The organism is Bradyrhizobium guangzhouense (genome assembly GCF_004114955.1).
Classification (GTDB): domain Bacteria; phylum Pseudomonadota; class Alphaproteobacteria; order Rhizobiales; family Xanthobacteraceae; genus Bradyrhizobium; species Bradyrhizobium guangzhouense.
Window position 1 is genome coordinate 695,009 of sequence record NZ_CP030053.1, and the last position, 23,256, is coordinate 718,264.

21 protein-coding genes are annotated in these 23,256 nt (G+C 62.9%); 14 read left to right on the top strand and 7 right to left on the bottom strand.

Annotation, left to right across the window (positions count from 1 at the left end; all coding sequences use genetic code 11):
* Positions 1–354: 354 nt before the first annotated feature.
* A complete protein-coding gene (locus tag XH91_RS03380) occupies positions 355–1,173 on the top strand; it encodes an N-acyl homoserine lactonase family protein (protein WP_128949270.1) in 819 nt (272 codons plus the stop codon).
* Between the two features lie 115 nt (positions 1,174–1,288).
* On the opposite strand, the gene XH91_RS03390 is transcribed toward XH91_RS03380, so the two are convergent.
* On the bottom strand, positions 1,289–1,831 hold the full coding sequence (locus tag XH91_RS03390; RefSeq protein WP_128949272.1) for a MarR family winged helix-turn-helix transcriptional regulator: 543 nt from the start codon (positions 1,829–1,831) through the stop codon (positions 1,289–1,291).
* A gap of 109 nt (positions 1,832–1,940) precedes the next feature.
* On the opposite strand from XH91_RS03390, the gene XH91_RS03395 reads away from it, so the two are divergent.
* The 6 genes from XH91_RS03395 to XH91_RS03420 all read left to right on the top strand — a co-directional run bounded on the left by XH91_RS03395 (position 1,941) and on the right by XH91_RS03420 (position 9,641).
* Entirely contained in the window at positions 1,941–3,569 is a 1,629-nt protein-coding gene (locus XH91_RS03395; RefSeq protein ID WP_128949273.1) for an FAD-dependent oxidoreductase, read from the top strand.
* 8 nt (positions 3,570–3,577) lie between these two features.
* Positions 3,578–3,802 carry a DUF2783 domain-containing protein gene (locus tag XH91_RS03400; RefSeq protein ID WP_128949274.1) on the top strand — a complete coding sequence of 75 codons (225 nt, stop codon included), beginning with the start codon at positions 3,578–3,580 and terminating at the stop codon, positions 3,800–3,802.
* Between the two features lie 36 nt (positions 3,803–3,838).
* Positions 3,839–4,801 carry an MBL fold metallo-hydrolase gene (locus XH91_RS03405; protein ID WP_128949275.1) on the top strand — a complete coding sequence of 321 codons (963 nt, stop codon included), beginning with the start codon at positions 3,839–3,841 and terminating at the stop codon, positions 4,799–4,801.
* Positions 4,798–6,144 (top strand): homogentisate 1,2-dioxygenase, encoded by a 1,347-nt coding sequence (gene hmgA / locus XH91_RS03410; RefSeq protein ID WP_164933892.1) that lies wholly within the window; start codon positions 4,798–4,800, stop codon positions 6,142–6,144. The genes XH91_RS03405 and hmgA overlap by 4 nt, the downstream gene beginning before the upstream one ends.
* A 177-nt stretch (positions 6,145–6,321) precedes the next feature.
* Entirely contained in the window at positions 6,322–7,596 is a 1,275-nt protein-coding gene (gene fahA, locus XH91_RS03415) for a fumarylacetoacetase (protein WP_164933891.1), read from the top strand.
* Between the two features lie 311 nt (positions 7,597–7,907).
* Positions 7,908–9,641, top strand: coding sequence for a metallophosphoesterase family protein (locus XH91_RS03420; RefSeq protein WP_164933890.1), 1,734 nt, complete (start codon positions 7,908–7,910; stop codon positions 9,639–9,641).
* Between the two features lie 50 nt (positions 9,642–9,691).
* Here XH91_RS03420 and XH91_RS03425 read toward each other — a convergent pair whose 3' ends face one another.
* On the bottom strand, positions 9,692–10,003 hold the full coding sequence (locus XH91_RS03425) for a DUF1272 domain-containing protein (protein ID WP_128949278.1): 312 nt from the start codon (positions 10,001–10,003) through the stop codon (positions 9,692–9,694).
* A gap of 74 nt (positions 10,004–10,077) precedes the next feature.
* On the bottom strand, positions 10,078–10,557 hold the full coding sequence (locus XH91_RS03430; RefSeq protein WP_164933889.1) for an Lrp/AsnC family transcriptional regulator: 480 nt from the start codon (positions 10,555–10,557) through the stop codon (positions 10,078–10,080).
* A gap of 123 nt (positions 10,558–10,680) precedes the next feature.
* Between XH91_RS03430 and hppD the strand changes: the two genes are divergently transcribed.
* The gene (hppD, locus tag XH91_RS03435) at positions 10,681–11,799 is read left to right on the top strand and encodes a 4-hydroxyphenylpyruvate dioxygenase (RefSeq protein WP_128949280.1); all 1,119 of its coding nucleotides are present in this window, start codon (positions 10,681–10,683) and stop codon (positions 11,797–11,799) included.
* A 108-nt stretch (positions 11,800–11,907) separates the two neighbouring features.
* Here the strand turns inward: hppD and XH91_RS03440 are convergent, their stop codons facing one another.
* The 4 genes from XH91_RS03440 to XH91_RS03455 form a co-directional block, all read right to left on the bottom strand.
* On the bottom strand, positions 11,908–13,029 hold the full coding sequence (locus XH91_RS03440) for a CaiB/BaiF CoA transferase family protein (RefSeq protein ID WP_128949281.1): 1,122 nt from the start codon (positions 13,027–13,029) through the stop codon (positions 11,908–11,910).
* A gap of 209 nt (positions 13,030–13,238) precedes the next feature.
* On the bottom strand, positions 13,239–14,039 hold the full coding sequence (locus XH91_RS03445; RefSeq protein WP_128949282.1) for an FAD binding domain-containing protein: 801 nt from the start codon (positions 14,037–14,039) through the stop codon (positions 13,239–13,241).
* A 15-nt stretch (positions 14,040–14,054) separates the two neighbouring features.
* On the bottom strand, positions 14,055–16,397 hold the full coding sequence (locus XH91_RS03450; protein WP_128949283.1) for a xanthine dehydrogenase family protein molybdopterin-binding subunit: 2,343 nt from the start codon (positions 16,395–16,397) through the stop codon (positions 14,055–14,057).
* An 81-nt stretch (positions 16,398–16,478) separates the two neighbouring features.
* Positions 16,479–16,964 (bottom strand): (2Fe-2S)-binding protein, encoded by a 486-nt coding sequence (locus XH91_RS03455; protein ID WP_128949284.1) that lies wholly within the window; start codon positions 16,962–16,964, stop codon positions 16,479–16,481.
* 665 nt (positions 16,965–17,629) lie between these two features.
* Between XH91_RS03455 and XH91_RS03460 the strand changes: the two genes are divergently transcribed.
* The 6 genes from XH91_RS03460 to XH91_RS03480 all read left to right on the top strand — a co-directional run bounded on the left by XH91_RS03460 (position 17,630) and on the right by XH91_RS03480 (position 23,232).
* Complete coding sequence (locus XH91_RS03460; protein WP_128949285.1) at positions 17,630–18,079, top strand: SRPBCC family protein; 450 nt, start codon at positions 17,630–17,632, stop codon at positions 18,077–18,079.
* 445 nt (positions 18,080–18,524) lie between these two features.
* Complete coding sequence (locus tag XH91_RS03465) at positions 18,525–20,240, top strand: PQQ-dependent methanol/ethanol family dehydrogenase (protein ID WP_128949286.1); 1,716 nt, start codon at positions 18,525–18,527, stop codon at positions 20,238–20,240.
* Between the two features lie 120 nt (positions 20,241–20,360).
* Positions 20,361–21,569, top strand: a complete 1,209-nt coding sequence (locus XH91_RS03470; protein WP_164933888.1) for a c-type cytochrome — start codon at positions 20,361–20,363, stop codon at positions 21,567–21,569.
* A 135-nt stretch (positions 21,570–21,704) separates the two neighbouring features.
* The gene (locus XH91_RS03475) at positions 21,705–22,391 is read left to right on the top strand and encodes a response regulator (protein WP_128949287.1); all 687 of its coding nucleotides are present in this window, start codon (positions 21,705–21,707) and stop codon (positions 22,389–22,391) included.
* Complete coding sequence (locus XH91_RS38675; RefSeq protein ID WP_164933887.1) at positions 22,388–22,552, top strand: hypothetical protein; 165 nt, start codon at positions 22,388–22,390, stop codon at positions 22,550–22,552. The genes XH91_RS03475 and XH91_RS38675 overlap by 4 nt, the downstream gene beginning before the upstream one ends.
* The gene (locus XH91_RS03480) at positions 22,540–23,232 is read left to right on the top strand and encodes a response regulator (protein ID WP_128949288.1); all 693 of its coding nucleotides are present in this window, start codon (positions 22,540–22,542) and stop codon (positions 23,230–23,232) included. The genes XH91_RS38675 and XH91_RS03480 overlap by 13 nt, the downstream gene beginning before the upstream one ends.
* Positions 23,233–23,256: the final 24 nt, after the last annotated feature.

Here is a 23,256-nt window from a genome sequence, read left to right on the forward strand (position 1 = left end):
CCAGCCAAAAAGGCGCCGTTCCAGCTTGCGCCGCGGCGACCTTAACTTACGCAAAGTGCATTATCAAACCGGCGAGAGGGGGCGTCAACCGCTTGGAGATTCGGCACTATCGCGACATTTGACCGCGACGGAGAGGCCGGTTGCGAGGGGAATGGAGGGGCGGTCACGGCTTCACTCGACGAGGGTCTCGTTCAGGGTTCCAGCGGCCATGTTAGGCCGGCACTCGCGACGAAAATGTGATTGGTCTCACATTGCCATCGGGTTCGCTGCGACCCGCGAGGTTTGACCTTTGCGGCCGGCGATGGCTTGGTGCGCCAAGGTCCACTCAAAAAATCAAAAGCCGGCATCAGAGCCATGAGCAAGCCAGAGGGAAACGCCCACGAAATCTACGCCCTGCGCTATGCGACGATGTCGCCGCGCACGCCCAGCATGAATTTTCTTGCGCCCGACCCGCATGACAGCGCGGCGCAGGATCTCGACTATTTCGTTTGGCTGATCCGCGGCCAGGGCCGCGATATCCTGGTCGATACCGGCTTCAATGCCGAGGAGGCCGGTTTGCGCGCGCGAAAACTGACGCTCAATCCGGTGGATGCGCTGGAGCGCTTCGGCGTCGCCGCGTCGAGCATTCGCGACATCATCGTGACACATCTGCACTACGACCACGCCGGCAATCTCGATCGCTTCCCACACGCGCGCTTCCATCTCCAGGAGCGCGAGATGGCCTACGCCACGGGCCGTTGCATGTGCAACGGACTGCTGCGTCATCCGTTCTCGGTCGAGCACGTCACCCAGATGGTGCGCCATGTCTATGGCGAGCGCGTCACCTTCCATTCCGGCGACGGCGAGGTCGCGCCGGGCGTCTCCGTGCACCGCGTCGGCGGCCATTCAGACGGCTTGCAGGTCGTCAAGGTCGAGACCGCGCGCGGGCCTGTCGTGCTGGCCTCCGATGCCGCGCATTACTACGCCAATCTGCAGCGCAGGAGCCCATTCCCGATCGTCTACAATGTCGGCGACATGGCGGTCGGCTGGGAGACGATCGAACGCCTTGCCGGCCATCCCGATCGCTACATTCCCGGCCACGATCCCGTCGTGACGGAGATCTATCCACGTGCGAGCGACAAGGTCGACGCCTGGGCGCTGCATCTGCCACCGTCGCGGTCGTTTGCGAAATAGGACTTGTCATTCCGGGGCGCGCGCAGCGCGAGCCCGGAATCCATTGATCGACGTAACCGGTGGCGCGATGGATTCCGGGCTCGCCGCTTCGCGGCGCCCCGGAATGACAGAGGCGTTAATAAGCCTGCTTCGCATCGGCTTCTTCGCTGGTCTGGATCAGATCGAGGCTCTCCTCGATCTTGCCGAGCAGGGCCGAGAGCTGCTTGCGCTCCTGCGCAGAAAGGCACGCCAAAATCTCGTCTTCTCGCCGCAGCAATTGCGGGAACAGCTCCTCATAAAGCGCGCGGCCCTTCTTTGTCAGCTGCAGGCGGAATTCGCGGCGGTCGGCTTCGTTCTCGACCCGCTCGATGAGGCCGCCTTGTAACAGCGCGGTCACCGCGCGGCTGATCGTCGATTTATGCGTGCGGGTGCATTGCGAGATGAACTGCGCGCTGCAGGCATCGTTCCGGAAGCCAAGCGTTGCGATCACCCGCCAGGCCGGGATGTCGAGGCCGTGACGTTCCTGATATTCCACTGCGAGTGCGGAGCTGACTTCCGCCGCGAGCCGGTTGAGGCGGAACGGCACGAACTTGAACAGATCGAGCCGTGATCTCGGCCGTGGCGAAGCCTCGCCGGCTTCCCTCGTCTTCAGCGCGATGTCGCTTGATGTCCTTGCCAAGGAAACGCTCCGAATTCCAGTTGACGGCCGGCCGGCTCCGGTCCAAAATAGTTGCACGTGAGACTATCTAGCAGATCAGTGCTCTCCTGACCAGAGCCGAGGTTAGTGTATGGCTCCTGCCAATACGCATCAGGCCAAAACCCAGTTCGGCTATCGCCGCAGCCCCGACCAGGATCGTCCCGGCCAAAGTCCGGCCGAGCACCCCGTCGTGGTTGTCGGCGCGGGCCCGGTCGGGTTGTCGCTCGCCATCGATCTGGCCCAGCGCGGCCAGCGCGTCGTTCTGCTTGATGATGCCGACCGCATCGGCGAGGGCTCGCGCGCGATCTGCTTCTCGAAGCGCTCGCTGGAATATTGGGACCGGCTCGGCGTCGCCGACCGCATGGTCGACAAGGGCGTGGTGTGGAGCGTCGGCCGCATCTTTCACGGCGAATCCCAGCTCTATCAGTTCAATCTGCTGCCGGAGGACGGTCACAAGCGGCCGGCCTTCATCAACCTCCAGCAATATTACGCCGAGGCCTATCTGGTCGATCGCATCAGCGATCTGCCCGGGATCGACCTGCGCTGGCGCAACAAGGTGACGGCGCTCGAGCAGCGTAATGATTCCGCGCTGTTGACGATCGAGACCCCCGAGGGGACCTATCGCCTGCACGCGCAATATGTCGTCGCCTGCGACGGCGCGCGCTCCTCGCTGCGACAGATGGTCGGTGCGGAGTTTGGCGGGCAGGTGTTCGAGGACCAGTTCCTGATCGCCGACGTCAAGATGTCAGCGGAATTCCCGACCGAGCGCTGGTTCTGGTTCGATCCGCCGTTCCACGCGGGACGGTCGGCGCTGCTACACAAGCAGCCCGATGATGTCTGGCGCATCGATCTGCAGCTCAATCGCTACGCCGATCCTACAGTCGAGAAGAAGCCCGAGAATGTGCGTCCGCGAATCGCGCGCATGCTCGGCCACGACAAGTTCGAGTTCGAGTGGATCTCGCTCTACAAATTCCAGTGCCGGCGGATGGATCGCTTCATCCATGGTCGCGTGATCTTTGCCGGCGATTCCGCGCATCAGGTTTCACCCTTCGGCGCGCGTGGCGCGAACTCGGGGCTCGAAGATGCCGAGAACCTCTCCTGGAAGCTCGACCGTGTATTGCGCGGGACCTCGCCCGCGAGCCTGCTCGAGAGCTACCATGTCGAGCGCAGCCTGGCGGCCGACGAGAACATCCGCGAATCCACCCGCTCGACCGACTTCATGGCGCCGAACTCGCATCAGGAGGCGCGGTTGCGACAGGCGGTGCTGTCGCTCGCCAAGGAGACCGAGTTCGGCAAGCGCATGGTCAATGGCGGCCGGCTTTCGGTGCCGTGCAGCTATGATTCGCCGCTGTCATCGCGCGATGCTGATGCCTGGCGCGGCGGACCATCGCCGGGCTGTTCCATGCTCGATGCGCCCATGGCGACCCGCGCGGGCGAGCAGGCCTATCTGACGGATGTGTTCCGCACGGGTGGAACGGACTTCACCCTGCTCTCGTTTGGCAATGGCGCAGCGATCGATACGCCAGATGGCCTGAAGCATATCAGGATCAGCGGCGAAGGCGGACTGGCCGATTCCCAGGGCCTTGTTGCGAAGCGCTATGACGCCGAGCCAGGCTCTGCCTATTTGCTCAGGCCGGATGGTTATGTTGCCGCGCGGTTCCGTCATCCGACGCGCGCTGGCGTTGCCGCCGCGCTGTCGCAGGCCGCCGGTCTGAATTGAGGTTTCGCATGGCATTGTCCACCAGCTCGAACTTCGCGCGGCCCGATGACGCCTTTCGCGCCATCGTCGAGGCGCATCGCGGTCTCACCGAGGAGCAGAGCGCGGATTTCGACGCGGCGCTGGTGTTGATCCTCGCCAACCATATCGGCGACATCGACGTGCTGCGGGAGGCGCTCGTGCTGGCGAAACGCCGCATGATCGACGGCCAGCAGCAACAACAGCAACAACAATAGCCGAAAACTTGAAGCAAAAGACGTAAGGATGAATTGATGGCGAAGAATTTCGCATCCACCGGCGATCTCTCCGAGAAGACAATCACCTTCTCCGAGATCGGCTCCGATCTCTATGCCTTCACCGCCGAGGGCGACCCGAACACGGCTGTCATCGTCGGCGACGATGGCTGCCTGGTGTTCGACGCGCAGGCAACGCCGGCGATGGCGAACAAGGTGATCGAACGCGTGCGCAAGGTGACGGACAAGCCGATCAAATATGTCGTGCTGTCGCACTATCACGCCGTCCGCGTGCTGGGCGCCTCCGCCTACAAGGCGCAGGGCATCGTCGCCTCGCAGGAGACTTACCGGCTGATCGAGGAGCGCGGCAAGCAGGATTGGGATTCCGAGTACGGCCGTTTCCCGCGCCTGTTCCAGGATGCGCAAAGCATTCCCGGCCTGACCTGGCCGACGCTGACCTTCGAAGGCGAGATGTCGATCTATCTCGGCAAACGCGAGGTGCGGCTGATGCAGTTAGGGGCCGGCCATACCTCCGGCGACATCGTAGCCTGGGTACCGGACGCCGAGGTGATGTTCTCGGGCGACCTCATCGAATACCACTCGGCCTGCTATTGCGGCGATGCGCATTTGCGCGAATGGCCGCTGACGCTGAACGAGATCCGCAACTTCAATCCCAAGGCGATCGCGCCGGGCCGCGGCGATGCGCTGAAGGGCGCCAGCACCGTGCGCGAAGCCATCGCGATGACGCGCGACTTCGTCACCTCGCTCTACGGCGCCGCCGAAATCTCGGTCGCCAAGGGCCGCACGCTGAAGGAATCGATGGCGGCGACGCGCGAGGTCATGGATCCGAAATTCTCGAGCTTCGCCATCTACGAGCACTGCCTGCCGTTCAACGTCTCGCGCGCCTATGACGAGGCGTCGGGGATCGATGACCCCGTGATCTGGACCGACAAGCGCGACCAGGAGATGTGGGCGGCCTTGCAAGGAGGAGGAGCGTCATGAACATCAATACCTCGCCTGATCAGATCATCCGCAGCTCGGCGCAGGTGACGCCAGGCTACATGTCCGGGTTCGGCAATAGCTTCGAGACCGAGGCACTGCCGGGCGCACTGCCGATTGGGCGCAACTCGCCGCAGCGCTGCGCCTACGGCCTCTATGCCGAGCAGCTCTCGGGCTCTCCCTTCACCGCGCCGCGCGGCACCAATGAGCGCTCCTGGCTCTATCGCATCCGCCCCTCGGTGAAGCATTCCGGTCGCTTCGAGAAGGTCGATGGCGGCCTGTGGCGCTCGGCGCCGTGCCATGAATACGATCTGCCGATTGCACAGTTGCGCTGGGACCCGACGCCGCTGCCGCAGGAGGAGGTCACCTTCCTTCAGGGCGTGCAGACCATGACGACGGCCGGCGACGTCAATACGCAGGCCGGCATGGCCGCTCATGTCTACCTCATCACCAAATCGATGGTGGACCAGCACTTCTATAATGCCGACGGCGAGCTGATGTTCGTGCTGCAGCAGGGGGTCTTGCGCATCGTCACCGAGTTCGGCCGCATCGATGCCGAGCCCGGTGAGATCGTGGTGATCCCGCGCGGCGTCAAATTCCGCGTCGAGATCCCGAACGGGCCGGCGCGCGGCTATCTCTGCGAGAACTACGGCGGCGCCTTCACGCTGCCGGAGCGTGGGCCGATCGGTGCCAATTGTCTCGCCAATGCGCGCGATTTTCTCACGCCGGTCGCGAACTACGAAGATAAGGACACGCCGACCGAGCTTTACGTGAAATGGGGCGGGTCGCTGTTCAAGACCACGCTGCCGCATTCGCCCATCGACGTCGTCGCCTGGCATGGCAATTACGCGCCGTACAAATACGACCTGCGCACCTTCTCTCCCGTAGGCGCCATCGGCTTCGATCATCCCGATCCCTCGATCTTCACGGTGCTGACCTCGCCGTCGGAGACGGCAGGCACCGCGAACATCGACTTCGTGATCTTCCCGGAGCGCTGGATGGTGGCCGACAACACCTTCCGTCCGCCCTGGTATCACATGAACATCATGAGCGAGTTCATGGGCCTGATCTACGGCGTCTACGACGCCAAGCCGCAGGGCTTCGTTCCGGGCGGCATGTCGCTTCACAACTGCATGCTGCCGCATGGCCCCGACCGCGACGCCTTCGAGCACGCCAGCAACGGCGAGCTGAAGCCGGTGAAGCTCACCGGCACCATGGCCTTCATGTTCGAGACCCGCTATCCGCAGCGCGTCACCGCGCATGCCGCGAATGCGTCGACGCTGCAGGACGATTACGCCGATTGCTGGAAGGGATTGGAGAAGCGGTTCGATCCGAACCGGCCGTGACTCTCTTCCCCTCTCCCCTTGTGGGAGAGGGTGGCTCGTCGCGCAGCGACGAGACGGGTGAGGGGTTCTCTCCGCGAGGACTCCTCTTACGATTAAGTGCGCGGATAGAACCCCTCATCCGGCGCTTCGCGCCACCTTCTCCCACAGGGGGAGAAGGGAGAAGGAATCGAGCCGAAAGTGACAATCCACCCCAACGACCCCAGCCTCCGCTCCTTCATCGACGTCGATCCCGCCTCCGACTTCCCGATCCAGAACCTGCCCTATGGTGTGTTCTCGACCGCGGCGAACCCGACGCCGCGGGTGGGCGTCGCGATCGGAAACTACGTCCTCGATCTCTGGGAGCTCGAGCAGGATTCGCGGCTCGGTGTCGGACCGCTGGGCGTATTCTCCGGGCCCTCGCTCAATCCCTTCATGGCCCTGGGACCAAAAGTCTGGACGACGACCCGGGCACGGATCAGCGAGCTGTTGCGATCAGATCATCCGGAGCTGCGCGACAACGAGGAGCTGCGCAGCCAAGCGCTGGTGCCGATGCGCGAGGCGAGGCTGCATCTGCCGTTCGCGGTGTCCGGCTATACCGATTTCTATTCCTCGAAAGAGCACGCCACCAATGTCGGCGTGATGTTCCGGGGCAAGGACAATGCGCTGCAGCCGAACTGGCTGTACATGCCGATCGCCTATAACGGACGCGCATCCACCGTCGTGGTGTCAGGCACCAAGGTGAAGCGGCCGCGCGGGCAGCTGAAGCCGCCGAACGTGGACGTGCCGAGCTTCTCGCCGTGCAAGCGGCTCGATTTCGAGCTGGAGATGGGTGTGGTCATCGGCCAACCCTCAGCTATGAGCGGCATGCTCACCGAAGCCCAGGCCGAAGAGATGATCTTCGGCTTCGTGCTGCTCAACGACTGGAGCGCGCGCGATATCCAGCAATGGGAATACGTGCCGCTCGGGCCGTTCCTGGCCAAGGCGTTCGCGACCTCGATCAGCCCGTGGGTGGTGACGCGCGAGGCGCTGGAGCCGTTCCGCCTGAACGGGCCGGCGCAGGAGCCGGCGCCGCTCGATTATCTCAAGCAGGCCAAGCCTCAAAACTACGATATCGCGCTCGACGTCTCCTTGCGCGCGGGCGGCGCCAACGCGCCCGCCGGCATCAGCCGGACCAATTTCAAATACATGTACTGGTCCTCGGTGCAGCAATTGATGCACCACGCTTCCTCGGGCTGCGCCATGAATGTCGGCGATCTCCTCGGCAGCGGCACCATCTCCGGCCCGGAGAAGAACCAGCGTGGAAGTTTGCTGGAGATCAGCTGGAACGGCACCGAGCCGGTGGAATTACCCGGCGGCGCCAGGCGTACGTTCCTCGAAGACGGCGACAGCCTCGTGATGCGCGGCTGGTGCCAGGGCAACGGCTATCGCATCGGCTTCGGCGAGGTCGAGGGCACGATACTGGCGGCGGAGTGATACAGTTGCTCGCCGAGAGTCGAATAAATCAATGCGCTCCTTAATTTAGGAGCAAGCCTAATCTTCAAAACAGACGACTACCACCGAGGTGGAGGTGCCTTAATACCACAGCGGGCTTTGAGCAACCCGTTGCCCGCGAGTCGATCGCGGCGCAACATAACCCATTAAAACTAATTACTTTTCGCCTAGGACTTGACCGCTAATATCGAGCATGGAACCTTCCAAACAACTTTTAATTGCCGCCGCTCGCGCTGGTTTAACCGCGCGAAGCAGTTCTTAACACAATAATACTCACAAGCGGATTTACAATTGTGCCAAAGCAACACTCTCAGAAAAAAGTTAACAAGCAGAAAAAAGTTAACAGGGCGAAGAATGGTGTTTTAGGCGGCTCTTCACGTGAAGCGAGGAGTTGCATTAGTTGGTTGCACATTTCCGATTGGCATCAAGGCCTTCCTGATTTTGATCGCAGCGTTTTGCTGCAAGGGATGCTGGAAGACATTCGCGCGAGAAGTAGCTTCGACCCTGAACTCTCGGACATCGACCTTGTAGTCTTTAGCGGCGACGTAGCTTTCTCCGGAAAGACCACCGAATACACGGTCGCCAAGACGACCCTGATAGATCCTATTCGAAAGCTTGTTGGCGAGCGAGCAAGATTCGTTTTTGCGCCGGGAAACCATGATCTGGAGCGCGACAAGGTTTCCGAAATTCCGCCCGATTGGGAAAAGCTTTTGTCGTCCAGGGCGCCGGAGCGTCAGAAGCAGCTCGGAGATCTGCTCTACGATAAGAAAAAATCTCCAATGATGCTCTCGCCGTTTCAGAACTTCTACCGCTTCTCCAAGGAGAATGGCTGGCCGTATCCCGATGGTGACTTGGTGCATTCGTTTATTCTGGAGCGGGGGACGAGCAAACTAGGTATCGCGACCGTCAATACGGCGGTTTGCTGCGGACGCCACGCTATTCGTGCTAAGGGCGAAGCTGCCGATCATCCTTACTGGGATTACGGAACGCTTGCCATAACCGAAAGACAACTCCGCGATGCTATCCTTCGACTGAGGCACGCTGACTTCAAGATACTCGTAATGCACCATCCTTTGAGTTGGGTGCACGAAGACGAACAAGCTGTTCTTGAGCAGCTGATCTCATCCAACTTCGATCTGGTTCTTTACGGACATGAGCATTTGCCGAGGTTCAGTTCAGTCTCCGGAAATTTTGGCGATATCAAATTTGTTCCAGCCGGATCAGCGTACGCAGGCAGATCGCCGATCAATCCACGGTACACAAATGCGTTCAATTTCGGTCTCCTGAATTGCGCTACTGGCGAGGGTGCTATCCATCATAGACGGTGGATGGAGGAGCGTGATTGTTGGGCGATGGACGATAGATACTGGCCCGATGGAGTCGCGCGTTTTCTGATTCAAAAGAAGCTGCTATCCCAGAACTCCAAGTACATCTTCCACGCCTTGCGTCGGTTCAAGCCATTTCATTCAAAGCGTGCAGGAAGGAAAGCAGAGATAACACTCAAGCACCGGTCTCTGAGCCTGCCAGAGGGAGATTTTATCGACGCTACCGTACGCTATAAGATTGAGCTTCATCCGGGACCTGCGGAACTTTTCGAATTTAGGACGACCACCAACACGCGGATCGAAAATCATCCTTCAAAGGATATTCGCGACCGGGCGTTCTCGGTTATCAAAATGTCGCCGAAGCCAAAAACGCAGAAACGAGATAAAACCCGAAACAATCGAATTGCGGGGACGTCCCAAATTTCGCCGCTGACCACGGTCGTAGAGTATCAGTATCGGATGTTGGAGATGGACAATGGCGTTTGGTATTTCGCGCTCGGCCGTTTCATAGATCAAGTCAAGATATTTATCGAGAAAGCCGAGGGCTTTGAGTACGAGTTTCAGCCAATTGGCGGTTTTCCCGATTTGCAGCCCGGGCCCGATGGGCTTCTAAGTTTCGAGACCATCGAAAGCGAAGGCGGCCATCTGCCTGGTCAGGGGTATATGGTGCAGTGGTATCCCGCGACGGGGAAGACGAAATAGAAGCAGCAGTTTCTGCAGCCCTGCTCGCTTGGGTCCGCCAAATGGCGCACCTACCGCCTCTCCGGCGGCACGTCGCGCACCCGCGCGCAATGCGCGGCGACATCCTCCAGGCTGTACTTCAGATGCACCCGCTTGTCGGACGGCGCCTGCTTAGCTGTGCACACGCCCGGCCGCCATTCCTGCGTCGGACGGATCGGGCGCGGCGCGAAGCCGCCGCCGCAATTCGGGCAGACGTTGGACAATCTCGTCTCGACGCAATCCGCGCAGAACGTGCATTCATAGGAGCAGATCCGCGCATCCGTCGCATCAGGCGGCAGGTCGCGGTCGCAATATTCGCAGTTCGGTCGAAGCTGGAGGGCCATGGTCGAATCTCCGAAAGCCGGCCGGGATGATCGCAGATCACGCATGCAGCGCGAATGGCGTAGTTCCCTCGATTTCAGCCAGCCTTCAAATCCTTCAGCGGCAGCTTCGAGCTCTCCTTGAGACGGTCGAGTACGATCGAGGAACGCACATGCGCCACGCTCTGGTGCGGCATCAGGACGTCGTTGACGAGATGGGACAAACCTTTGAGGTCGCGCAGCACGGCTTTGAGCACGTAGTCGGCGTCGCCCGTGAGCGAATAAGCCTCCTGGATCTCGTCGATGCGGTTGACCAGCGCGCGGAAGCGCTTTGAGTTGTCCGGCGAGTGGGTCGCAAGCCCGACCTGGATGAAGGCGATCACGCCGAAGCCGAGCGCCTCGCTGGAGAGGTCGGCGTGATAGCCCGCGATCACCTTCTCCTCCTCCAGCCGCATCCGCCGCCGCGAGCATTGCGAGGCCGAGAGACCTGCCAGCTCGGCGAGCTCCTGGTTGGTGAGGCGGCCGTCATCCTGGAGCGCGCCGAGGATCTTGAGGTCGAAGGCATCCACCGCAATCATGCGTCTTTTGTCCATTTCGTGCACAGATCGTGCATAGGATAGCGAAAACACGTCCCGTTTGCACGCCCATTGCGCGCCCCATGAAGGATAGTTCTCCCCAGCAGCAATTTGGGAGAACCGCCAATGGGTCCGTTTCCGCACGATGCACCGCCGGCCACTGTGAGCGCCGACAATCCGATGGGCACCGACGGGTTCGAGTTCGTCGAATATGCGCATCCCGATCCGCAAGAGCTGCACGATCTGTTCAAGCTGATGGGCTATGCGCCGGTCGCGCGCCACAAGACCAAGAGGATCACGGTCTATCGCCAGGGCGACATCAACTATCTCGTCAACGAGGAGCCCGGCACCCACGGCACTGCGTTCGTCGCCGCGCACGGCCCCTGCGCGCCGTCGATGGCGTTCCGCGTGGTCGATGCGAAAGCCGCCTACGACCGCGCGCTCGCGCTGGGCGCCGAGCCGGCCGGCGTGACATCGGCGCAGAAGGCGCTGGATGTGCCTGCGATCAAGGGCATCGGCGGCAGCCTGCTTTATTTCGTCGATCGCTACGGCGCCAAGGGCTCGGCCTATGATGCCGAGTTCGAATGGTCAGGGGCGCGCGATCCGCGGCCGGTCGGCGCCGGCCTGTTCTATCTCGATCACCTCACCCACAACGTCCATCGCGGCCGCATGGATGTCTGGACCGGCTTTTACGAGAAGCTGTTCAACTTCCGCCAGATCCGTTTCTTCGACATCGAAGGCCGTGCTTCCGGCCTGTTTTCGCGCGCGCTGACCAGCCCGGACGGCAAGATCCGGATTCCGATCAACGAGGACGCCGGCGATTCCGGCCAGATCGAAGAATATCTGAAGACCTATCGCGGCGAAGGCATCCAGCACATCGCCTGCGGCTGCCGCGAGATCCACGGCACGATCGAAAGCCTGCGCGCGGCCGGCCTGCCTTTCATGCCGTCGCCGCCCGCGACCTATTTCGAGAAGGTCGATGCGCGCCTGCCCAAGCACGGCGAGGACGTCGCACGGCTGCAGAAGAACGGCATCCTGATCGACGGCGAAGGCGTCGTCGACGGCGGCCAGACCAAGGTGCTGCTGCAGATCTTCTCGGCCAACGCGATCGGCCCGATCTTCTTCGAGTTCATCCAGCGCAAGGGCGACGACGGCTTCGGCGAGGGCAATTTCAAGGCCCTGTTCGAATCGATCGAGGAAGATCAGATCCGCCGCGGCGTGTTGAAGGTGGAGACGGCAGCGTAGGGACGCGGCCGTTCTCGGGTACGCTGCCGCATCAAACACAGTCGTCGTCCTGGCCTTCGCCAGGACGACGACGGAGTGTCATGTGACAGCGGAGGTCTTGCAGCGCCCTTAACGCCCCGCCCACGCCCTCGTCACCGCCCCGATCTCCGCCACCTCCGGCTCGCGCACCGTGGACCGGGTGCGTGAGAACCTTGGCGCCGGCGCCGGCTGCTTCACGCCGTGGCGCTCGATGAAGACGTTGCGGGCGACCATGTGCGGATGCGCGGTCGCTTCCGACATCGTCAGCACGGGCGCGAAGCAGATGTCGGTGCCTTCCATGATTTTGCACCAGTCCTCGCGCGTCTTGCTCTTGAACACGGCCTTCAGCTTCTCTTTCAGCGCGGGCCACGCCTTGGGGTCCATCTGCGCGTCGAAGTCTGCATCGGTCAGGCCCGCATGCTCGCGCAGCAGGGCGTAGAACTGCGGCTCGATCGAGCCGATCGAGACGAAGTGGCCGCAGGCGCATTCATAGACGCCGTAGAAATGGGCGCCGCCATCGAGGAAATTCCGGTTGCGGCCCTCGGTCCAGCGCCCCAGCGTCTTCATGTCGAAGAAGAACGACATCAGCGAGGCCGCGCCATCGCACATCGCGGCATCGACCACCTGGCCCTTGCCGGACTTCGAGGCTTCCAAGAGCGCTGCGAGCACGCCGACGACGAGGTAGAGCGCGCCGCCGCCGAAATCACCGACCAGGTTGAGCGGCGGCACCGGCGCTTCGTTCGTGCCGATCGCGGCGAGCGCGCCGGTGATCGAGATGTAGTTGATGTCGTGGCCGGCGGCGTTCGCCAGCGGGCCTTCCTGGCCCCAGCCGGTCATGCGGCCGTAGACGAGCTTTGGATTGCGCGCGAGCACGACGTCGGGGCCGAGCCCGAGCCGCTCCATCACGCCGGGCCTGAAGCCTTCGACCAGTGCGTCGGCGCCGGCGAGCAGGTCGAGCACCTGCGCGATCGCGGCCTTGTCCTTGAGGTCGAGCTCGATCAGCTTGCGGCCTCGTCCCGCCACCGACTTCATGCTCTTCTTCGCGCCGACACGGTCGAGCGTGACGACTTCGGCGCCCATGTCGGCCAGCAGCATGCAGGCGAACGGGCCGGGTCCGATGCCGGCGAATTCGACGATGCGGAAGCCCGCGAGCGGGCCGGAGGCGCGGACGGAGGAGTCTTCTGATCTTGCTTGGGCCGGTTGATCGAGCACGTTGTTGTTTCCTCGGGTCGCGTGCGCGGGCCTGATGTCAGGCCGTCGCGGTTCGACTTTCCTCTCGGGGGACGAGTTAATTGGCTGATTAACTCTTCTCGCCTTCATGCCGGCGAGGCAAGCGCTTTTCACGCATGGGCGCATCAAAAAAGCGGCGCGCATTGCTGCGCGCCGCGGAAGATTTGCGTTCAGTCGCTAGAACTGGATTGTCAGCCCGCGGCAGTCACCGCGCGCTGCGCCATCACCTTGACGAGGTTGGCGCGGTACTCCGCCGTGCCATGGATGTCGGCCAATAGTCCGCTCGCGGGAATGCTGACGTTGTCCAGCGCCGACGGTGACCAGTTTGCCTTCAGCGCGGCCTCGATCGCACCAACCCGCATCACGCCGCTCTGCGAGGCGCCGGTCGCGGCGACGCGGACCTCGCCCGATTTCGTCTGCGCGACGAAGACGGCGGTGAGAGCGAAGCGCGAGGCCGGGTGCCGCATCTTGGCATAGCCCGCTTTGGCCGGAACCGGGAACGAGACGGCGGTGATGATCTCGCCGTCCTCGAGCGCCGTCGCGAACAGGCCCTTGAAGTAGTCCTCCGCCGCGATCGACCGCTTGTTGGTCTTCACGGTTGCGCCGAGCGCGAGCAGCGCGGCCGGATAGTCGGCGGCGGGATCGTTGTTGGCGATCGAGCCGCCGATCGTGCCGCGATAGCGCACGGCGGGGTCGCCGATCAGCGAGGCCAGATAGGCGAGCGCGGGGATCGCCTTCTTCGCGGCATCGCTGGTCGCCACGTCGTAATGCGGCGTGGCGGCCTTGATGGTCAGGGTGTCGCCGGCGGCCTCGACGCCGATCAATTCCTTGATCTTGGCGACGTCGATGACATCGGAGGGCCCTGCGAGCCGTTGCTTCATCACCGGCAGCAGCGTCTGGCCGCCGGCAAGGAATTTCGCCTCGCTGCTCTTGCCGAACAGGCTGGCGGCCTCGTCCACCGAGGAAGCGCGATGATAGGTTGTCTGGTACATCTTCGTTCCTCCCTCTTAAGCCGCGTGGATCGTGCGCCACACCCGGTCAGGGGTCGCGGGCATTTCCAGATTGTTCTTGCCGATCGCATCCGTGATCGCGTTGATCACGGCCGCGGAGGCGCCGATCGCGCCGGCCTCACCGCAACCCTTGATGCCCAAGGGATTGCCCGGGCACAGCGTCGTGGTGTGGGAGAGGTTGAACGAGGGCACATCGTCGGCGCGCGGCATGGCGTAGTCCATGAACGAGGCCGTGACCGGCTGGCCGTTGGCATCGTAGATGGCATGCTCGAGCAATGCCTGCCCGATGCCTTGAACGAGGCCGCCATGGACCTGGCCCTCGACGATCATCGGATTGATCAGCCGGCCGAAATCGTCGGCCGCGACGAAGTTGACGAAGGAGGTCTTGCCGGTGCCGGCATCGACCTCGAGCTCGCAGATATAGGTGCCGGCCGGGAAGGTGAAGTTGGAGGGGTCGTAGAAGGCGCTTTCCTTCAGGCCCGGCTCCATCCCGTCAGGCAGATTGTGTGCGGTGTAGGCCGCGAGCGCGACCATCGGCAGCGCGATCGCCTTGTCGGTGCCCGTCACCTTGAACTCGCCGTTCTCGATGACGATGTCGGCCTCCGAGGCCTCCAGCGCATGCGCGGCGATCTTCTTGGCCTTCGTCTCGACCTTCTCGACCGCTTTGAGGATGGCGGTGAGACCGACGGCCGCGGAGCGCGAGCCGTAGGTGCCCATGCCGAACTGCACCTTGTCGGTGTCGCCATGGACGATCGAGACCTGGCTGATGGGAATGCCGAGGCGATCCGAAATGAGCTGGGCGAACACCGTCTCATGGCCCTGGCCGTGGCTGTGCGAACCGGTCAAGACCTCGATGGTGCCGACCGGGTTGACGCGCACTTCCGCCGATTCCCACAGGCCGACGCCGGCGCCAAGGCTGCCGACCGCCTTCGACGGCGCGATGCCGCAGGCCTCGATGTAGCAGGACACGCCGATGCCGCGCAGCTTGCCGTTAGCCTTCGCCTGCGCCTTGCGCGCGGGGAAGCCGGCATAGTCGATCGCCTTCATCGCGGCGTCGAGTGAGGCGTTGAAGTCGCCGGTGTCATAGGCCATGATCACGGGCGTCTGGTGCGGGAACTGGGTGATGAAGTTGTTCCGGCGCAGCTGGGCCGGATCGACCTTGAGCTGCCGCGCCGCGGTCTCCATCATCCGCTCGACCAGATAGCTTGCCTCGGGACGGCCCGCGCCGCGATAGGCGTCGACCGGCGTGGTGTTGGTGTAGACGCCGATCACCTCGGCGTGGATCTGCGGGATGTTGTACTGGCCCGACAGCAGCGTCGCGTAGAGATAGGTCGGCACAGCCGACGAGAACAGCGACATGTAGGCGCCGAAATTGGCGTAGGTCTTCACCTTCAAGCCGGTGATCTTGTTGTTGGCGTCGAACGCCATCTCGGCATGGGTGACGTGGTCGCGGCCATGCGCGTCGGTGAGGAAGGCCTCGGTGCGGTCGCTGGTCCATTTCACCGGGCGGCCGGTCTTCTTGGAGGCCCAGAGCGCCACCATCTCTTCCGGGTAGATGTAGATCTTGGAGCCGAAGCCGCCGCCGACGTCGGGCGCGATGACGCGCAGCTTGTGCTCGGGCGCGATGTTGTAGAACGCGGACAGCACGAGCCGGGCGACATGCGGGTTCTGCGACGTCGTGTAGAGCGTGTAATGCTCCTCCGCCGTGTCGTAGCTGGCGACCGCCGAGCGTGGTTCCATCGGGTTCGGCGCCAGCCGGTTGTTGGTGAGATCCATCTTCACCACATTCGCGGCCTTGGCGAAGGCCGCATCCGTCGCGGCCTCGTCGCCGATCACCCAATCATAGACCTGGTTGCCGGGGGCCTCGGGATGAAGCTGCGGTGCGCCGGCCTTGATCGCGGAATGGACATCGGCGACGACAGGGAGTTCCTCATAATCGACGACCACAGCTTCCGCCGCGTCGCGCGCCAGGTTCTTGCTGTCGGCGATCACGACCGCGACGGCCTGACCGACGAAGCGCACCGTCTCCGGCGCCATCGCCGGCCATGCGCCCATCTTCATCGGGCTGCCGTCTTTCGAGGTGATGGCCCAGCCGCAGATGAGGTTGCCGACCTTGTCGTCGACGAGCTCTTGTCCGGTGAGAACGGCAACCACGCCCGGCAGCTTCAGCGCCGCGGATGAATCGATCTTCTTCACCTTGGCGTGTGCATGCGGGCTGCGGATGAAATGGGCATAGGTCATGCCCAGCAATTTGATGTCGTCGACGTACCGGCCTTTGCCGGTGATGAAACGCTTGTCTTCCTTGCGCACGACGCGCGCGCCGATGCCTTCAACACCCATGTCTGGTCCTCCCGACCGGAATTGCTGTGCCTGCGCTTTCCATCGAAAGCTGCAGTGGTGATCGTTCGTTCGAGGCGGGCCTTACTCGGCCGCCTGCGAGACCTTCATGCGTCCGGCCGCATCCAGCACGGCTTTGACGATGTTATGGTAGCCGGTGCAGCGGCAGATATTGCCTTCGAGCTCGTGACGGACCGTGGCCTCGTCGAGCTGGCCGCCATGACGGTGCACGATGTCGATCGCCGACATGATCATGCCCGGCGTGCAATAGCCGCACTGCAGGCCGTGATTGTCGCGGAAGGCGGCCTGCATCGGGTGCAGCTCGTCGCCCTTGGCGATACCTTCGATGGTGGTGACGTTGGCGCCGTCGGCCTGGCCGGCCAGCATGGTGCAGGATTTCACGGCCTTGCCGTCCATGTGCACGACGCAGGCGCCGCACTGGCTGGTGTCGCACCCGACATGGGTCCCGGTGAGGTTGAGGTGATCCCGCAAGAGATGGACCAGCAGCGTGCGGTCCTCGACGTCGACGGCAACGGCCTTGCCGTTCACCGTCAGTTTGACTGTAGACACGTGATACCTCCCGAATGTTTGTCGTTATTCCAATTAGAGACAGCGCGAACGGAACTTTGCAACTGGGATTTTAGTCACTGCGCGTCATCGAAAGGTCATTGTGACCGTCGTCGCAGCCGCGCGATTCGGTCACGATGTTCCGCGCCACCGCCAGGATGTGGCGTGGCCGTGCAAGAAGCTTTCGAGAACGATGGTTGCGTCGTCGGTGGCTGCCGTGCTCACCGCATCGCGCGAAGCACGCCTTGGACATCGGGCTCCTCGCGCGTCGTTTCTCCCTTTGCTGCCTTGTTCGTTGCGCGAATAGGAGCACGCGCCCATGCCGTTGTAACCGCGATCTTGGTAGTAGGCATTCGCGGTCTAAGTCATTGATTTTGTTAGCTGCGATGCAGCGAACCGTCGCCGGCTTGGGGGGCGTGGAACGGCCGTCGGCGTCGCAACGCTCGAACGTCATTCCGGGCCCGAGCGGAGCGAGGGAGCCCGGAATCCATCGAGCGGCAGAGCCGGTGGATGAATGGATTCCGGGTTCGCGACTTTGTCGCGCCCCGGAATGACAGTCTCTCGCGTGAGTGAGACATCAGACGCAGCCCTAGTACTTCCTGGCGATTGATCGCGCACGCGCGCACCCCTAGTCGAGCCGGACAAGCAAACAGCAAAGGGTGGAAGCGATGCAGATGAACGACAGTCAGCGGATCCCGGCGTCGAAAGCCGATGTGTGGGCCGCGCTCAACGATCCCGACATCCTCAGGCGCTGCATTCCCGGCTGCCAATCGCTCGAGATGGCGTCGCCGACGGAGATGGTCGCGACCGTGGTGCTGAAGGTCGGGCCGGTGAAGGCGACGTTCAGCGGCAAGGTGACGCTGACGGATATCGATGCGCCCAACGGCTACCGCATCATCGGCGAAGGCGCCGGCGGTGTCGCGGGCTTTGCCAAGGGCGGCGCGAAGGTCAGGCTGGAAGAAGAATCGCCTGGGGTCACCATCCTTCACTACGAGGCCGAGGCGCAGATCGGCGGCAAGCTCGCGCAGCTCGGCTCACGGCTGATCGATTCGACGTCGCGCAAGCTCGCCGCGAATTTCTTCGAAAGTTTTGCATCCGTGGTAGCGCCATCATCGTGATCGATGTGCGTGGTACCGTCTCACTTGCTCCGCCTCTCCCGCTTGCGGGAGAGGCCGACACGCTCGCAGAGCGTGGCGGGTGAGGGTTCTCTCCTCTTGAGGACTGTCCCGTTGCGGAGACACCCTCTCCCCAACCCTCTCCCGCAAGCGGGAGAGGGAGCGCACTGCCGATGTCGCCGCATCGTGCAATCATATGCGATAGCCCTGAGCGGTTGGGTCCTAGAACTTTCAAAAAACCGAACGTCCATTTCAGGCTTTAAAACAAGGGCAAGACACCAGCTTCGACAACGAGATGCGCGGCGAAACTCGCCAATGATTTGCACTACTACCTTCCGCCCATACTAAGCGCGATCAGGCGATGTTGTAATTCCGGTCGATGGTTCGCAGACGAACTGCGCATCACGAGCGCCCAACGTGGTGCACACAACAACATCGGAGGGAATACATGACCTTTGGAACAAGGGCCTTCTTGGCCGGCATTTCGATGATTGCGATGCTGGCCGCCGCGACACCAGGCGTTCGCGCCAACGACTCCCTGATCAAGGCGCAATCCGATTCCAACCAGTGGGCCGTTGCCGGTCACGATTACGGCAACACGCGCTTCAGTCCACTCAAGCAGATCAACACCGAGAACGCCGGCAAGCTGACTCTCGCCTATTCGTTCTCGCTCGCCTCGCTCCGTTCGAACGAATCCTCGCCGATCGTGATCGGCGACACGCTCTACGTCTCGACCTCCTGGGGTCCGAAATACGTCTACGCACTCGAGGCCGCGACCGGCAAGCGCAAGTGGACCTACGAGCCGGAAATTCCGGATGACGTGCTGCAATATGCGTGCTGCGACGTCAACAATCGCGGCGTGTCCTATGCCGACGGCAAGATCTTCGTCGGCCGTCTCGACGGCAAGCTGACGGCGCTGGATGCGGCGACCGGCAAGGCGCTGTGGACGACGAAGGTCGTCGATTACAAGCAGGGCTCGGTCATCACCTCGCCGCCGCTCGTCGTGCGCGACAAGGTCATCACCGGCTTCGGCGGTGGCGAATATGGCGTGCGTGGTTCGCTGCAGGCTTTCGATATCAATACCGGCAAGCAGCTCTGGCAGACCTTCACCGTTCCCTCGCCGGACGAGCCCGGCGGCGACAGCTGGAAAGGCGACTCCGCCCAGCACGGTGGCGGCGCGGCCTGGCTGGTCGGCTCCTACGATGCGAAGACCGACACCGTCTATTGGGGCACCAGCAATCCGGGTCCGTGGAACACCGGCGTCCGCTCGACCGGCGACGGCAATTTCGGCAAGCTGACCAACCTCTACACCGCCTCGACGCTCGCGCTCGATCCCAACACCGGCAAGATCAAGTGGCACATCCAGACCACACCCGCCGACGCCTGGGACTATGACGGCGTCAACGAAGCCGTTCTTGCCGATCTCAAGATCGGCGGCAACACGGTGCCGGCGCTGATGAAGGCGGATCGCAACGGCTACTTCTTCGTCGCCAATCGCGAGACCGGCAAGGTGCTCTCGGCGGAGAAATACGTGTTCTCCAACTGGGCCAAGAAGTGGGACGTCAACACCATGCGCGCGGACGAGGATCCGGACAAGCGTCCGGGCCCGAACCATCCCGCCAAGGACATCTGCCCGAACCTGATTGGCGGCAAGAACTGGCAGCCGATGTCGTTCAACCCCGAGACCGGCCTCGTCTACATCCCGTCCAACAATGTCTGCATGGACTGGTCGGTCGGCGATGTCTCCTACAAGCGCGGGGTGTTCTATCTCGGCGCCGAATTCCCGACCAAGGAAGGCCCCGGCGGATTCCTCGGCGAACTCATGGCCTGGGATCCGGTCGCTCAGAAGAAGGTCTGGTCGATCAAGGAAGACCTGCCGTTCAATGGCGGCACGCTGACCACCGGCGGCGGCTTGGTGTTCGCAGGCAACCTTCACGGCGATTTCCGCGCCATCGATGCCAAGAACGGCAAGGTGCTCTGGAGCCGGAATCTCGGCTCCGGCATCGGCGCCGGGCCGGTGACCTATGAGGTCGGCGGCAAGCAGTATGTCGCCATCGTCGTCGGTCGTACGGCCTCGATACCTGCGTTCCTGGGCGACATTGGCAAGAAGATGACGGCCGCTGCGCCCGAGGGCGGTTCTCTCTTCGTGTTCTCCGTCCAGTGACCACTGGCGCGCGTATCCTCGAGGTGACGGGATACGCGCGCGCCTTTTCCAGACGATCGTTGCGGCTCGGCTGATGGCGTGTGCCGCAACGACCGGTCCAACAATTCCCAACTGCGGGAGATGAGGATGCGTCCGATACATCTTGGAAGTGGCAAGAAGCGGAACCATAGCATTGCCGGGCTCGCCGCATGGGCCGCCGCGTCCGCGATGATCGCACCTGCTATCATGGCTCACGCCGACGAGGTGCAGCCGCTTCGTCTCTGCGCCGATCCGACCAATCTTCCGTTCTCCAGCGATAGTCCGTCGCAGCCGGGCTTCTATGTCGAGATCGGGCAAGCGCTGGCGCAGGCGCTCGGCCGGCCGGTCGCCTATGATTGGTACAAATCCTATTTCGGCAAGCGCACCGTGCGCGTGACGTTGCTCGGCAAGCAATGCGACGCCATGATCGGGCTGCCGCGGTCCGAGGACTTCATGGGGCCGGCCGTGATCTTCTCCCGTTCGTTCGCGAAGGAAGGCTATGCCCTCGTGGCCGCGAAGGGGCAGGCCCTCGGCGGCATCGACGGCCTCAGGGGCAAGCGGGTCGCGGTGCAGTACGCCAGCACGCCGCAAAACCTGCTCGCGAGCCGCGACGACGTTCAGATGGTGACCGTGCTGTCACCGGAAGAAGGCATGCAGGCGCTGGACCAGGGCAAGGCTGACGTCGCCTTCATTTGGGCGCCGGTTGCCGGCTGGCTGAACAAGACCAGCTACAACGCCCGCTACCAGATCCAGCTCACCGAGGGCGAAGGGCTGTCATGGGACGCAGCCATCGGCTTTGCGAAGACGTCCACCGAGCTTCGTGATCGCGTCGATGCCGTCTTGCCGCAGCTTCAACGGACGATTGGCGAGCTCGCGGTCAAATACGGCTTGCCGGGCGGCGAGCCGGTCCGCTTCGGCGCGAGCCGGGGGGTGCCCGCGGGAACGACGACGGGCATGGGAAGCGGAGCCCAGACCGGAATTCACGTCACCGAGATCGCCAATGTCGCCGCGACCGAGATCAAGGGCGACGCGACGGCGCCCGCCGCCGAGGCCGTCGGTGCGGGCAAGGAAATCTTCAATGGAACTTGCGCGCATTGTCACGGTCCCGACGCGATCCAGAGCGAGCGCAAGATCGACCTGCGGCTACTGCGTCACCGCTACGGCGAGGACATGCGCCAGACATTCTGGACGACCGTGCATGAAGGACGGCCGAGCAAGGGCATGCCGTCCTGGAAAGAGGTCTTCACCGACGACCAGTTCGACAGCATCTATTCCTTCCTGCTGACGGTCCAGACCGAATCCAATGACTGAACGACCTTGACCAAACGCGATCGGGAGGATGTGCTAGCTTCCGTCCGGCATCATCTTGCCGGGCGGGTGCCGCATCGATGTGTCGCTTCCGCTGTCGCGGCGGATGCCTGTGCGGCGCGATCCTGGGAAGGCGCCATGACCAGCTTCCTGATCATCGACGATCATCCGCTGTTTCGCGAAGCGCTCGGCAATGCCGTGCGGCTGGCCTTGCCGGAGGCGCAAATCTTCGAGGCGATGTCGATCGAGGACGCGCTGCATATCCTGCTCGCCGAGCAGGGCATCGACCTCGCTCTGCTCGATCTGTCGCTGCCGGATGCGACCGGCTTCTCCGGCTTCCTGCGTTTGCGCGAGGCCTATCCGCGTCTGCCCGTCGCCATCGTGTCGAGCGAGGAGGATCAGCACATCGTTCGCGAGGCGCTGGCGCTGGGAGCCGCCGGCTATCTGCCGAAGTCGACCTCGAAGCGTGAGCTCGCGCAATCGATCGAGGGTGTACTCAGCGGATCGGTGTCGGTGCCGAAGGATTTCGTCGCGGCGCCGCGGCTGCGCCGGGCCGATGCCAGCAAGGCGCTCGAGGTCAAGCTGCGCGAGCTCACGCCGCAGCAGCTTCGCGTGCTTGATCTCTTGCGTCGCGGCTTCCCGAACCGGCAGATCGCGCAAGAGCTTGCGCTCGCCGAATCCACGGTGAAGGCACATATCACCGAGATCCTGCGCAAGCTCGGCCTGTTCAGCCGCAACAAGGCCGTGATCGAGATCGGCAAGATGGACCTGCCCGATCCCAGGGGGCGCCCTCAGGCGCGGGTCGATCGCGGGAAGCCGCAATGACGGCCGGCCTCGTTTTTGACTTGGGTCAAGCCGGTCCGGCCCGGCTGGGACACTCTGACTTGAAGCAATTCAACATCCATTCCGGTCACATCCCGGGCGAGGTTTCCGGCAAGACCTTCACCAAGACCTTCACGGTGGCTTACGCGCGATGCGATTTCTGATTGTCGAAGATCATCCGTTGTTTCGCGAGGCGCTCGAAGGCGCGCTCCAGATGGTGGCGCCGACGGCCGAGATCCTTCAGGCGATTTCGATCGACGGCGCGATCGAGCAGGCCGGAGCGACATCGGAGCTCGATCTCATCCTGCTCGATCTGTCGATGCCGGGCACGACGGGTCTTTCAGGCATCATCCGCATCCGCAAGTCGTTTCCCAGGATTCCGGTCGTCATCGTATCGGGACATCAGGATCCGCAGATCATTGCCGGCGCCCTGTCGCTCGGCGTGGCCGGCTACATCCTCAAATCGGCGTCCAAGCAGGATCTGGCGCAGTCGATCGGCGAGGTGCTGCGCGGCTCGATCTGCGTGCCCGCCGCCTACCGCGCGCCCGTCCGCCCGCAGCGCAGCTCCGGCCCGGCGCAGGATCTGATCAAGCGCCTGCATGAGCTGACGCCGCAGCAATTGCGCGTGCTCGAAATGCTCAAACGCGGCCTGCAGAACAAGCAGATCGCCTTTGAGCTGAAGATCTCGGAGACCACGGTGAAAGTCCACGTCTCCGACATCCTGCGCAAGCTCAACGTGGTCAGTCGCACCAAGGCCATCGTCGAAATGGCCAGGATCGATTTCGCGACCCTGGCGGCCGAGGCCAGCACGACGCGCGAGCGAGTCCGGTCGGATCAGCCGTGACGCGATCCTCTTCCGTCTCGTCGC